The sequence below is a fragment of the Chromatiales bacterium genome, assembly GCA_014762505.1.
Classification (GTDB): domain Bacteria; phylum Pseudomonadota; class Gammaproteobacteria; order SpSt-1174; family SpSt-1174; genus SpSt-1174.
Genome location: JABURS010000036.1, coordinates 35,837 through 48,442, shown reverse-complemented (window position 1 = coordinate 48,442; position 12,606 = coordinate 35,837). Strand labels below are relative to the sequence as shown.

General features: G+C 66.4%; 11 protein-coding genes. 3 read left to right on the top strand and 8 right to left on the bottom strand.

What is annotated here, in order from left to right:
- The 7 genes from HUJ28_08150 to HUJ28_08120 form a co-directional block, all read right to left on the bottom strand.
- Positions 1-580 (bottom strand): DUF4124 domain-containing protein (locus tag HUJ28_08150; GenBank protein MBD3619430.1); only part of this gene is annotated, 580 nt, incomplete at its 3' end.
- 136 nt (positions 581-716) lie between these two features.
- Positions 717-2,126, bottom strand: a complete 1,410-nt coding sequence (gene glnA / locus HUJ28_08145; protein MBD3619429.1) for a glutamate--ammonia ligase — start codon at positions 2,124-2,126, stop codon at positions 717-719.
- Between the two features lie 205 nt (positions 2,127-2,331).
- Entirely contained in the window at positions 2,332-3,522 is a 1,191-nt protein-coding gene (locus HUJ28_08140) for a cation transporter (protein ID MBD3619428.1), read from the bottom strand.
- An 18-nt stretch (positions 3,523-3,540) separates the two neighbouring features.
- Complete coding sequence (locus tag HUJ28_08135; protein ID MBD3619427.1) at positions 3,541-3,732, bottom strand: sulfurtransferase TusA family protein; 192 nt, start codon at positions 3,730-3,732, stop codon at positions 3,541-3,543.
- A 43-nt stretch (positions 3,733-3,775) separates the two neighbouring features.
- Complete coding sequence (locus tag HUJ28_08130; protein ID MBD3619426.1) at positions 3,776-4,726, bottom strand: homoserine kinase; 951 nt, start codon at positions 4,724-4,726, stop codon at positions 3,776-3,778.
- Positions 4,727-4,748: 22 nt separating this feature from the next.
- Positions 4,749-5,102: a DUF2782 domain-containing protein gene (locus HUJ28_08125; GenBank protein MBD3619425.1), complete on the bottom strand. Its 354-nt coding sequence runs from the start codon at positions 5,100-5,102 to the stop codon at positions 4,749-4,751.
- Positions 5,102-5,827 (bottom strand): TIGR00730 family Rossman fold protein, encoded by a 726-nt coding sequence (locus tag HUJ28_08120; GenBank protein MBD3619424.1) that lies wholly within the window; start codon positions 5,825-5,827, stop codon positions 5,102-5,104. The genes HUJ28_08125 and HUJ28_08120 overlap by 1 nt, the downstream gene beginning before the upstream one ends.
- Before the next feature lie 153 nt (positions 5,828-5,980).
- Between HUJ28_08120 and polA the strand changes: the two genes are divergently transcribed.
- Complete coding sequence (gene polA / locus HUJ28_08115) at positions 5,981-8,689, top strand: DNA polymerase I (GenBank protein MBD3619423.1); 2,709 nt, start codon at positions 5,981-5,983, stop codon at positions 8,687-8,689.
- Positions 8,690-9,039: 350 nt separating this feature from the next.
- On the opposite strand, the gene HUJ28_08110 is transcribed toward polA, so the two are convergent.
- Entirely contained in the window at positions 9,040-9,669 is a 630-nt protein-coding gene (locus tag HUJ28_08110) for a YihA family ribosome biogenesis GTP-binding protein (GenBank protein MBD3619422.1), read from the bottom strand.
- Between the two features lie 155 nt (positions 9,670-9,824).
- Between HUJ28_08110 and HUJ28_08105 the strand changes: the two genes are divergently transcribed.
- Positions 9,825-10,433, top strand: coding sequence for a cytochrome c4 (locus HUJ28_08105; GenBank protein ID MBD3619421.1), 609 nt, complete (start codon positions 9,825-9,827; stop codon positions 10,431-10,433).
- Positions 10,434-10,644: 211 nt separating this feature from the next.
- Positions 10,645-12,567 carry a cytochrome c biogenesis protein ResB gene (locus HUJ28_08100; GenBank protein ID MBD3619420.1) on the top strand — a complete coding sequence of 641 codons (1,923 nt, stop codon included), beginning with the start codon at positions 10,645-10,647 and terminating at the stop codon, positions 12,565-12,567.
- Positions 12,568-12,606: the final 39 nt, after the last annotated feature.

The following is a 12,606-nucleotide window of genomic DNA, read 5'->3' as shown; positions in this document are numbered from 1 at the left end:
GGGTGTTGGCGACTGGCGGGTAGGTCAGGGGCTGGCCGGCGGGCGGTGGTGACCGCCCCACCGTCGCCCGCAGCAGGTGGAAGCTGCTGGAGGTGCTGCGCAGGACCTGGCCGCTGCCATCCAGGATCTCGGCACGGACCTGGTGGGTGCCGCGCGGCACGTTGTTGAGCTGGACCGTGGTGCGGGTGCCGCCGTTGTCGAGCAGGTTGCCGTCCAGGTAGAGATTCAGGCGGTGGCCCGGCTGCAGCTCGGGGCTGATGTCCACGGTGATCGTGACGTTGCCGGCATTCTCGCGCAGGGCCTCGTCGTCGGGCGGGCTGCTGATGCTGAAGCGGCGGTAGGAAACGGGCTTCTCGCCGTCGGCCGTGTCGGTGTCGGTCGTGTCCGGGGTCTCGGCCGGCGGCTTGTAGCTGTCCATGGACGACGGCTTGGGGATGTCGACCGTCTCGGCCGGCTGGTCGCCCGGCGGCGGGGTGTCGGAGAACTGCACGTTGCCCTCCTCGTCCACCCAGCGGTAGACCTGGGCCTGCAGCGAGGCGGTGACGAGCAGCAGAACGACGGCAATCAGCAGTGATTTCATGCGCACAGTATAGCCCCGCGGTCGGGTGGACTCAGTGACGAGTCTCGCGCCGCGGCGCATCCGGTGCAAGGGTCGGGGCATAAAAAACGCCCCGTCGAGACGGGGCGTTCGGGGTTTGCGGCTTCTCGCGGTGCGATCAGACGCTGTAGTACATGTCGAACTCGACCGGATGGGTGGTCATGCGGATGCGCGTGACGTCTTCCATCTTGAGCGCGATGTAGGCGTCGATGGTGTCGTCGTCCATCACGCCGCCGGCCTTGAGGAACTCGCGGTCCTTGTCCAGGGCCTCCAGGGCCTGGTCCAGGGCGTAGCAGACCTGCGGGATCTGCTTTTCCTCTTCGGGCGGCAGGTCGTACAGGTTCTTGTCCATGGCATCGCCCGGGTGGATCTTGTTCTGGATGCCGTCCAGGCCGGCCATCATCAGCGCGGTGAAGGCCAGGTAGGGGTTGGCGGACGGATCCGGGAAGCGGACCTCGATGCGACGACCCTTCGGGTTGGACACGTAGGGGATGCGGATGGAGGCCGAGCGGTTACGGGCCGAGTAGGCCAGCATGACCGGCGCCTCGAAGCCCGGCACCAGGCGCTTGTAGGAGTTGGTGGAGCCGTTGCAGAAGGCGTTCAGCGCGCGGGCGTGCTTGATGATGCCACCAATGTAGTACAGCGCGGTCTCGGACAGGCCGCCGTACAGGTCGCCGGCGAACAGGTTCTTGCCGTCCTTCGCCAAGGACATGTGCACGTGCATGCCGCTGCCGTTGTCGCCGACCAGCGGCTTGGGCATGAAGGTGGCGGTCTTGCCGTAGTTGTGGGCCACGTTGTGGATCACGTACTTCAGGATCTGGGTGGAGTCGGCGCGCTTGACCAGGGTGTCGAACTTGGTGCCGATCTCACACTGGCCGGCGGTGGCCACTTCGTGGTGGTGTACCTCGACCTCGACGCCCATCTCTTCCAGCACCAGGCACATGGCCGAACGCAGGTCCTGCATGGAGTCGACCGGCGGGACCGGGAAGTAGCCGCCCTTCACACCCGGGCGGTGACCGATGTTGCCGCCCTCGTAGACCTTCTCGGAGTTCCAGCCGGACTCGTCGGAGTCGATGGAGTAGAAGGCGCCCTGCATGTCGGCACCCCAGCGCACGTCGTCGAAGACGAAGAACTCGGGTTCCGGACCGAAGAAGGCGGTGTCGGCGACGCCGGTGGACTTGAGGTATTCCTCGGCGCGCTTGGCGATGGAGCGCGGGTCACGGCTGTAGCCCTGCATGGTGGCCGGCTCGATGATGTCGCAGCGCAGGATCAGGGTCGGGTCGGCGAAGAAGGGGTCCATGACGGCGGTGCTGGCATCCGGCATCAGGATCATGTCGGACTCGTTGATGCCCTTCCAGCCCGCGATGGAGGAGCCGTCGAACATCTTTCCGTCCTCGAAATCGGATTCTCCGACGGTGTGCGCCGGCACGGAGACGTGCTGCTCCTTGCCCTTGGTGTCGGTGAAACGGAAGTCGATGAACTTGACCCCGTTCTCTTCAATCATCTTCATAACGTCAGCTGCGGACATGGATACTCCTCCGAACGCATGCAGTTTGCTTCGCCGCCAGGGGGCGGCACCATTTCGAAACACTGTGCATCGCAAAGATGCATTAAGCGTGCCACGCCACCGAATGGCGTCGCAGGCCGGTTGAACAGGCAATCACCCGGGCAAAACCGCCATAACGCGCACATAAAGAGTGCATTGTGGCGGAAGTCTGCACCAGTATGGTGCGCTAACGGTAATGCACCACGACCTCGCCGACCTCCGGCAGGGTCTTGCTGGCGGCGATCAGCGCCCGGGTCGTCTGCTGGGCATCCTCCGGGTCGTCCAGGGCATGCAGGGGCAGGAACAGCTCCAGGTGGATACGGCCATGCAGATAGTGTAGCGAGACATTCTCGAGATGCGCGGCCGCCGGGATGCCGGCCCAGGCCTCGCGCAGGCGCGCCACCACCTCGCCGCGCAGCGGCAGGCCCTCGCAGGGCGGTGCGGCCTCGTCGTCCTCGGGGTCTATGTGCACCGTGACGTCGGCCACCTCGTCGAAGGTGTCGATCAGGGTCCTGCGTACCGTCTCGCCGATGTGGTGGCCCTCGGAGACGCTGATGCGCGGGCTCACCAGGATGTGCACGTCGGCCAGGGCGTCCCCGCCCATGCGCCGGGTGCGCAGCATGTGCATGTTCTTCACGCCGTCCACGTGCAGGATGGTCTGGCGGATCTTGTCCACCATCTCCTGCTCCAGGCCGGTATCGATCAGTTCCTGCGCGGCATGCCAGGCCAGGTCCCAGCCGATCTTGGCCACCATGGCCGCGACGATGATGGCGGCGATGGCGTCCAGGTAGGGCAGCCCGGCCATGGTGCCGGCCACGCCGATGATGACCACCACCGAGGAGATCGCGTCCGAGCGGCTGTGCCAGGCGTTGGCGCGCAGCATCTTGGAGCGGAACTTCTTCGCGTAGTGCATGGTGTAGTGGTAGATCGCCTCCTTGCTCACCACCGAGATGGCGGCGATGACCATGGCCAGCATGGTCGGGTGCAGCAGCAGGTCCGGATGGAACAGGCGGTAGGTCGCATCCCAGGCGATGCCGATGGCCACCGCGATCAGGGTGGCGCCGAGGATGACGGTGGCCGCCGTCTCGATGCGCCGGTGCCCGTAAGGGTGGGCGGCATCCGCCTCGCGATGGGCATGGCGTGCGGCGTAGAGCACGATGAAGTCGGTACCCAGGTCCGACAGGGAGTGGATGCCATCGGCGATCAGCGCCTGGGAGTGGGCGATGACGCCGACGATGATCTTGGCCACGCCCAGGGCGAGGTCCACCACCGAGCCGATGACGGTGACCTTGAAGGTCTCGCGGTAACGCTGGTGCGCGGCCGGGTCGGCAAAGCCCTCGGGCGGCGCCTCGGCGTGGTGAGGGTGGTGATGTGCCATGGTGTCCTCCGGCCGCGCTCAGTCGGCCGCGCCGACCTCGATGTCGATCACGATCTCGTCGTCGGCCTCGTGGATGGCGAGCACCCGGTGGCCGTTGATGCGGCACCAGGCGGGGATGTCCTGCTTGACGCCCGGATCGGTGCAGGTCACCGCCAGGGTGTCGCCCGGCGCGAGTTCGCGGATGCGGTCCTGCGTGCGGATCACGGGCATCGGGCAGAGCAGGCGGCGGGCGTCGAGACGGTGCTGCACGGTGCTAGACCCAGTTGAGCTGCAGTTCAGTCTCGTGGGCAATGCGCTGCCTGAGGATCTCGCGGAACACGTTCGGGTCCTTGGTGTGCGTGATCTCGCCCGGGCGCGGGAAGTGCAGGTCGTGCAGGCGCGACAGCCAGAAGCGCAGCGCCGCGGCGCGCAGCATCACCGGCCAGGCGCCGCGCTCGATGGGCTTGAGCGGGCGCACGGCGTGATAGGCGCGCATCATGGCCCGGGCGCGTTCCAGGTCCAGGCTGCCGTCGGCCTCGCTGCACCAGTCGTTCACCGTCACGGCCAGGTCGTAGAGCAGGGCGTCGTTGCAGGCGTAGTAGAAGTCGATGATGCCGGTGAGCTCGTCGCCCTCGAACATGGCGTTGTCGCGGAACAGGTCGGCATGGATCACGCCGCGCGGCAGGTCGGTGAAGCGGTACAGCCCCTGGAAGCGGATCTCCTCTTCGAGCAGGGCGGCATCGTCCGCGTCCAGCTTCGGCATCACGGCTTCGGCCGTCACCCGCCACCACTTGGGCCCGCGGTCGTTGGGGCGGATCGCCGGATAGTCGGCCGCCGCCACGTGCAGCCGGGCCAGGGCGGTGCCCATGGCGACGCACTGGGCCGTGCCCGGGTGCTCGGGACTCGCGCCGTGCAGGCGCATCACCAGCGCGGCCGGCTTGCCCTTGAGGGTCTGCAGGTAGTCGCCGTCGCGATCGGCCACCGGGTGCGGGCTGGGCACGCCGCGGTCGGCCAGGTGGGCCATCAGGCCGAGGAAATACGGCATCTCCTCGGCCGTGTGCTTCTCGAACAGGGTGAGCACGTAGCGGCCGCCGCTGGTGGTGACGAAGTAGTTGGTGTTCTCGATGCCGGCACTGATGCCCTGGAAGTCCTCCAGGCTGCCGACCTCGAAGCGTTGCAGGAACTGCTTCAGTTCGTCTTCGTTGATGGGCGTGAATACGGACATGCGGGTTCTCGGATTGCGCGCGTTACCAGCGGAAGATGGTCCAGGACGGGATCATGAACTTGGGATCGAGCTCGTACATCTGGTGCTCCAGCTCGCCGTCGCCGTCGGCGTCGACCAGGTAATAGGGCTCGCCGCGCTTCGGCGTCACCTTGATCATGTAGAGCTGGCCCTGGATGCGGTATTCCTCCACCTCCTGATCGGCCTCCTTGCGGATGGTGATGTCGGGCTCCATCAGGGCCTCGGTGGCGGACTCGCCCTCGATCAGCGGGGGTGGCGGCGGGACCTCGGCCGTGTCGGCCTCGTCCGCGGCAAGGGCCATGGGGATGTATGCCGCGGGGATGAGGGAGAGCAGCAGGATGGGCAGCAGGCGGTTCATCACAGCTCCATGAGTTTTTCGCGCTCGGCGGGTGACGGCTCGAAGCCCGTGCCTTCGTAGAACTCGAAGATGGCGTTGACCACATCCTTCGGGTCGTCGACCAGCATGAACAGGTCGAGGTCGGCCTCGTCGATGGTCTTCTCGGCGGCCAGCGTGTGCCGGAACCAGTCGATCAGGCCCTTCCAGAAGGGGGAGTGCACGAGGATGATCGGGATGCGGCGGGTCTTGCCCGTCTGCACCAGGGTGAGGATCTCGGCCAGCTCGTCCAGCGTGCCGAAGCCGCCGGGCAGCACCACATAGGCCGAGGCGTATTTCACGAACATCACCTTGCGCGAGAAGAAGTGGCGGAACCCCAGCGAGATGTCCTGATAGGGGTTGCCGATCTGCTCGTGCGGCAGCTGGATGTTGAGCCCGATGCTCGGCGACTTGCCGCCGTAGGCGCCCTTGTTGGCCGCCTCCATGATGCCCGGGCCGCCGCCGCTGACCACGGCGAAGCCGGAATTGGACAGCTCCAGGGCGATCTCCTCGGTGAGCTTGTAGATGGGGCTCTCCGGCGGGATGCGGGCCGAGCCGAAGATGCTCACCGAGGGCTTGATGCGCGCCAGGCGCTCGAAGCCCTCCACGAACTCGGCCATGATCTGGAAGATCTTCCAGCTCTCCCGCGTGAGGACGGAGTCGTCCATGGGCAGGAGTACCGGGTGGCTGGCGCGATCGCTGGATTTCATGCTGTCGGGGACCGGTGTCGTCGGGCTGGTCGAAACGGGAGACGCGATTCTTACACATTCCGGGGCGCGCTGTCTTGAGGGCGCCTCTCACCTTGTAGACCGTGCGCCTTTGAGGTGCAATAGACCGCCCACTCCCGCAGACGCAGAGTCCCGATGGCCAAGCAGATCCCCAAACCCCTCGTCCTCGTCGACGGCTCGTCCTATCTCTACCGGGCCTTTCACGCCCTGCCGCCACTGACCAACGCCGCGGGCGAGCCGACCGGCGCCATGTATGGTGTGGCCAACATGCTGCGTCGCCTGCTGAAGGACTACGACCCCGAGCACATGGCCGTGGTCTTCGACGCCCGGGGCAAGACCTTCCGCGACGAGATGTACCCCGAGTACAAGGCCACCCGACCGCCCATGCCGGACGAGCTCGGTGCCCAGGTCGAGCCGCTGCACGAGATCGTGCGTGCCCTGGGGCTGCCGCTGCTGATGGTCGAGGGGGTCGAGGCCGACGACGTCATCGGCACGCTGTCGCGCCAGGCCGCGGAAAAGGGCATCCCGGTGGTGGTCTCCACCGGCGACAAGGACATGGCGCAGCTCGTCAACGAGCACGTCACCCTGGTCAACACCATGACCGACACCACCCTGGACGTGGCGGGGGTGAAGGAGAAGTTCGGCGTGCCGCCGGAGCGCATCGTCGACTACCTCGCGCTGATCGGCGACAAGGTCGACAACGTCCCGGGGGTGCACAAGTGCGGACCCAAGACCGCGCTCAAGTGGCTGGAAGAGTACGGCACCCTGGAGGGCGTGATCGAGCACGCCGACGAGATCGGGGGCAAGGTCGGCGAGTACCTGCGCGAGGCGGTCGACCAGCTGCCGCTTTCCAAGGAGCTCGTCACCATCCGCTGCGACCTGGAGCTCGACGAGACGCCGGAGACGCTGAACCTGCGCGCGCCCGACGAGGAGCGACTGCGCGAGCTGTTCAGTCGCTACGAATTCAAGACCTGGCTGGCCGAGCTGGAGGCCGCCGGCGAGGGCGAGGTGGTGGCCGAGACGCCGAAGCCACAGGATGCGCGCTACGTGGCCATCCACGACCAGGCGGACTTCGACATCTGGCTCAAACGGCTCGAGGCCGCCGAGCTCTTCGCCTTCGACACCGAGACCACGGCGCTGGAGTACATGCGCGCGCGCATCGTCGGGCTGTCCTTCGCCATCGAGCCCGGCGAGGCGGCCTATGTCCCCCTGGGGCACGACGACCCGGGCGCCCCGCCCCAGCTCGACCGCGACGCCGTGCTGAAGGCGCTGAAACCCCTGCTCGAGGATCCGGATCGGGCCAAGGTCGGGCATCACCTCAAGTACGACCGCAACGTCCTGGCGAACCACGGCATCGAGCTCAACGGCATCCGCCATGACACCATGCTCGAGTCCTACGTGCTCAACTCCACGGCCAGCCGCCACGACCTCGACACGCTCTGCGAGAAGCACCTCGGCCACCGCAACATCGCCTACGAGGACGTGGCCGGCAAGGGCGCAAAACAGGTGAGTTTCGACCGGGTGAGCATCGAGGCGGCCACGCCCTACGCGGCCGAGGATGCCGACATGACCCTGCAGCTGCACCGCCGCTTCTGGCCCGAGCTCGAGCAGCTGGAGCGCCAGCGCGCGCTGTACGAGACCATCGAGATCCCGCTGGTGCCCGTGCTCTCGCGCATGGAGCGCACCGGCGTGATGGTGGACGCCGACCAGCTCTTCGCCCAGAGCCACGAGCTGGCCGAGCGCATGGGTGAGATCGAGCGCCAGGCCTTCGACGAGGCCGGGCAGGAATTCAACCTGGGCTCGCCCAAGCAGATCCAGGAGATCCTGTTCGACAAGCTGGGGCTGCCGGTCATCCGCAAGACGCCCAAGGGCGTGCCCTCCACCGCCGAGGACGTGCTCGAGCAGCTGGCGCTGGACTATCCGCTGCCGCGCATCATCCTCGAGCACCGCTCCATGGCCAAGCTCAAGTCCACCTACACGGACAGGCTGCCCGAACAGATCGACCCCGACACCGGGCGCGTGCACACCTCCTATCACCAGGCGGTGGCCTCCACCGGACGGCTCTCCTCCTCCGACCCCAACCTGCAGAACATCCCGGTGCGCACCGAGGCGGGCCGGCGCATCCGGCAGGCCTTCGTCGCACCGCAGGGCCGGCGCATCCTCGCCGCCGACTATTCGCAGATCGAGCTGCGCATCATGGCGCACCTGTCCGGCGACGAGGGGCTGCTCAAGGCCTTCGCGGCCGGCCAGGACATCCACCGCGCCACCGCCGGCGAGGTCTTCGGCGTGAAACCCGAGGCCGTCTCCGCCGACCAGCGGCGCGCGGCCAAGGCCATCAACTTCGGCCTGATCTACGGCATGTCCGCCTTCGGCCTGGCGCGCCAGCTCGGCGTGGAGCGCGGCGTGGCGCAGGAATACATCGACCTCTATTTCAGCCGCTATCCGGGCGTGCGCGAGTACATGGACGCCACCCGAGAGCGGGCGCGCGAGCAGGGCTATGTGGAGACGGTGTTCGGCCGGCGCCTGTATCTGCCCGAGATCAACGCCCGCAACGCCCAGCGCCGGCAGTACGCCGAGCGCACCGCCATCAACGCCCCCATGCAGGGCCCGGCCGCCGACATCATCAAGCGGGCCATGATCGCGGTGGATGGCTGGATCCAGCAGGCGCATCCGCCGGTCACCATGATCATGCAGGTGCACGATGAGCTGGTGTTCGAGGTGGACGAGGGCGCCGTGGACGCGGCTCGCGAGCGCATCGTGGCCCTGATGAAGGAGGCGGCGGAACTTCGCGTGCCGCTGGAAGTCGATACGGGTGAGGGTAACAACTGGGATGAAGCGCACTGACTCTGCGCCCCGAGCCTAGACAGCGTCCCCGAAGCGTTCTGTGCCCCAACAGAACTTTTCCTCCGAGGCAGAGTCAGAGTAATTGAGCGCTTAGCCCGGCGCTTATCCTCCCGCTTCCCTCCCTGAGCGGGTAAAGGCTCGGACTCCCCAAGCCGAGCCGGTGACTGGCCCCGATCTTCGCCCCCCAAAGAAGATCGGGGCATTTTTTTGCCTGGTTGTTTTTCGCCACAGAGGGCACAGAGTGGAAAGCCCTGCGCCCCCATGCGCTTGTGATCCTGACCCCGGTGCAGCGACGCCCGATCTTCGATCCCGGTGGACCCGCTGCGTGCCATTTTCCTCTGTGACAGGCCCTACACCCCGTGATCGGCCGGCTGTTCGTCTGTCGGCCATTCCAGCCAGGTATCCAGTACGGCATAGGCCTCTTCCGTGCCGGTCTTCTTCAGCGAGGAGAAGGGCTGGGCGGTGGCCGCGAGGCCGCGCTCGCGCAGGGTCTTCTGCACCTGGAGCACGGTGTTGCGGGCGGCGCCGAACTTGAGCTTGTCGGCCTTGGACAGGAGGATGTGCACCGGCAGGGCGCGGTGATGACACCAGTCCAGCATCTGCCAGTCGTAGTCGGTGAGCGGGTGGCGGATGTCCATCACCAGCACCAGGCCGCGCAGCGAGGCGCGGCCGGCCAGGTAGCCGCCGATCATCTGTCCCCAGTCCTTGCGGATCTTCTCCGGCACCTTGGCATAGCCGTAGCCCGGCAGGTCGATGAGGCGCCGGCCTGCGGGGAGGTCGAAGACGTTGATGAGCTGGGTGCGCCCCGGCGTCTTGCTGGTGCGGGCCAGCGCGCGCTGGCTGCAGAGGGTGTTGATGGCACTCGACTTGCCCGAGTTGGAGCGGCCGGCGAAGGCCACTTCGAAGCCCTCATCGGGGGGCAGGGCGCGGGCGTTGGGGGCGCTTTTGAGGAAGCGGGCCTGATTGTAGACGGGGTGCATGTAATCCTGAGTGCCTCGGTGTGAAAAGCATTAATTTTTGCGGGCTTGGGGCTTCTATGGTATATAGTTCGGCCATTTTTGCAGCACCCCGTTTGTCGGGGGTCCCCAAGACCAGCGCAAAAATCCCAAATTCGTTACTCGAGGAGCCTTTCCAAATGAAAAAGCTGCTGATGATCGCTCTCGCGAGCCTGAGTCTTTCCGTCGCCGGTAATGCGCTGGCCGCTGGCAACGCCGCCGCCGGCAAGGCCAAGTCGCAGTCCTGCGCCGCCTGCCACGGTGCGGATGGTAACAGCGCCAGCGCCGATTTTCCCAAGCTGGCCGGCCAGCACCAGGAATACCTCTACAAGCAGCTCAAGCAGTTCAAGTCCGGTGAGCGCGCCAACGCCATCATGGCGGGCCAGGTTGCCGGCCTGAGCGACCAGGACATGCAGGACCTGGCCGCCTTCTACGCCAGCCAGACCATCAAGGGTGGCACCGCCGACGAGACCAAGGTCGAGCTGGGCAAGGCCATCTACCGTGGCGGCAATACCGCCTCCGGCGTGGCCGCCTGCATGGCCTGCCACGGTCCGAACGGCGCCGGCAACCCGGACGCCAAGTTCCCGGCCCTGGCCGGCCAGCACGCCAAGTACACGGCCGCCCAGCTGCGCGCCTTCCGTGCGGGCGAGCGCGCCAACGATGCCGGCAAGATGATGCGCAACGTCGCCGCCAAGATGACCGACGCGGAAATCGACGCCGTCGCCGAGTACATCGCCGGCCTGCGTTGATCGCAAGCCGCAGGGCAGAAAACGGAAAGGGTGGCCTCGGCCACCCTTTTCTTTTGTCCACAGAAAACCTGGGGTGTCTTGCCCTCATTCTGCGGTATGATGTCGCGCTACACGTCAGACAGCGCCCTTAGTTGATTGCATGAGCACCAAGACCGCCGCCGCCCGCCCCTCGCGTTCCGTCGCCTCCATCCTGGTCGAGTTCCTGGGCTCCATGAACCTCGCCATCACCCTGCTGGTGGCCCTGGCCATCGCCTCGGTGATCGGCACGGTGCTGCAGCAGAACCAGCCCTACGCCGACTACATTCTGAAGTTCGGGCCCTTCTGGCACGACATGTTCCTGGCGCTGGATCTCTATAATGTGTATTCGGCCACCTGGTTCGTGGTGATCCTCGGCTTCCTGGTGCTGTCGACCAGCGTCTGTATCTACCGCAACGCCCCGGGCATGGTGCGCGACATGCGCAGCTTCCGGCTCAGTGCCAAGGCCAAGTCCCTGCGCACCTTCCGCCACGTGGAAGAGCGCGAGCTGTCCGCCTCGCCCGAGGAGGTCACGCAGCTGGCGGCGCGCTTCCTGGCCGTCGAGGGCTATCGCATGCGCGAGAAGGACCACGGCGACCACCGGGTGCTGGCGGGCATGCGAGGCGGATGGAACCGCCTGGGCTATTTCTTCACCCATGTGGCCATCGTGATCATCTGCATCGGCGGGCTGATGGACGGGCAGCTGCCGCTCAAGATCTCCGAGACCATGGGTACCCGCGAGATCGAGACCCGCGACATCCCGGCCTCCCAGGTGCCGGACAAGAGCCGCATCGGCCCGGGCAACATGTCGTTCCGCGGCAGCGTGGACATCCCCGAGGGCACGCGGGCCAACATCGTCTTCCTGCCCATGCGCGAGGGCTATTTCGTGCAGGAACTGCCCTTCGCCGTGGAGGTGAAGGAATTCCGTGTCGAGCACTACGACAACGGCCAGCCCAAGTCCTTCGAGAGCGATCTCGTCATCCACGACGACCAGCTCGAGCAGCCGCTGGAACAGACCATCGCCGTGAACCACCCGCTGGTCTACCGCGGGCATGCCATCTACCAGTCCAATTTCGGCGACGGCGGCTCGAAGCTCGGCCTGCGCCTGTGGCCGCTGGATACCCAGAAGAACGAACCGGTGGCGCTCACCGGGCGCGTATTCGAGACCTATCCGGTCGAGACGGCCGACGGCACCATGCGCCTGGAGCTGGCCGATTTCCGCCTGTTCAACATCAACCCGGTGGTGGACGAACAGGGGGAGACGCAGCAGCGCAACATGGGGCCGGCCTTCACCTTCCGCATGCGTGACGAAACCGGCGTGGCCCGCGAGTTCATGAATTACATGGCCCCGGTGGAGCAGGAAGGCCGACTCTTCTACATCAGCGGTGTGCGCGAGAGTCAGGCGGAGGACTTCCGCTACCTGCACATCCCGGCCGACGAGAACGGCACGCCCGAGCTGTTCATGGCGATGCTGGCCTACCTGCAGAACCCGGGCGCGGTGCGCGAGATCGCCGAGGCCACGGCCATGGCCAGCCTGCAGCGCTCGCCGGAGCCGGTCACGCCGGAGCTGCGCGAGCAGCTGGCCAGCCTGATGGCCCGCATGCTGGAGCTGTTCGGCGAGGGGGGCTTCGAGGCCATCGAGCAGGACATCGTCACCAATGTCCCGTCCGAGTCCCAGCAGGAGGCGGCCAATTCACTCATGACCCTGTGGCGTTCCGCCATGCAGGCGCTCTATCTGCGCGTGCTGGCCGACCGCGGCGTGGCGCCGGCGGATGCCGACTGGCAGTTCTTCGACGATGCGGTGGGCGCGCTCGCCAGCCTGCCGTTTTATGGAAACCCTTACTACATCCAGCTGTCAGACTTCGAGCAGGTGGAGGCCTCCGGCCTGCAGATCACCAAGTCACCCGGCAAGGATCTGGTGTATTTCGGCAGCGTGATGCTCACCATCGGCATCTTCCTGCTGTTCTACCTGGCGCACCGCCGCCTGTGGGTGTGGGTGGAGCCGACCGAGCGCGGCAGCCGGGTGATCTTCGCTGGCACCTCCAATCGGAATGTGCTGGAATTCGACAAACAATTCGTCCGCCTGAAGGAGTCGCTGTTCGGCCTGTTCAAGGCCTGAGGCGGCCCCCGCGGGGTGGCTGAGACATCATGGGGGAGT

Coding starts and splice junctions, on each gene's coding strand:
- glnA (MBD3619429.1), bottom strand. CDS start 2,126: ATGTCCGCAGCTGACGTTATGAAGATGATTGAAGAGAACGGGGTCAAG.
- HUJ28_08140 (MBD3619428.1), bottom strand. CDS start 3,522: ATGGCACATCACCACCCTCACCACGCCGAGGCGCCGCCCGAGGGCTTT.
- HUJ28_08135 (MBD3619427.1), bottom strand. CDS start 3,732: ATGCCCGTGATCCGCACGCAGGACCGCATCCGCGAACTCGCGCCGGGC.
- HUJ28_08130 (MBD3619426.1), bottom strand. CDS start 4,726: ATGTCCGTATTCACGCCCATCAACGAAGACGAACTGAAGCAGTTCCTG.
- HUJ28_08125 (MBD3619425.1), bottom strand. CDS start 5,102: ATGAACCGCCTGCTGCCCATCCTGCTGCTCTCCCTCATCCCCGCGGCA.
- HUJ28_08120 (MBD3619424.1), bottom strand. CDS start 5,827: ATGAAATCCAGCGATCGCGCCAGCCACCCGGTACTCCTGCCCATGGAC.
- polA (MBD3619423.1), top strand. CDS start 5,981: ATGGCCAAGCAGATCCCCAAACCCCTCGTCCTCGTCGACGGCTCGTCC.
- HUJ28_08110 (MBD3619422.1), bottom strand. CDS start 9,669: ATGCACCCCGTCTACAATCAGGCCCGCTTCCTCAAAAGCGCCCCCAAC.
- HUJ28_08105 (MBD3619421.1), top strand. CDS start 9,825: ATGAAAAAGCTGCTGATGATCGCTCTCGCGAGCCTGAGTCTTTCCGTC.
- HUJ28_08100 (MBD3619420.1), top strand. CDS start 10,645: ATGAACCTCGCCATCACCCTGCTGGTGGCCCTGGCCATCGCCTCGGTG.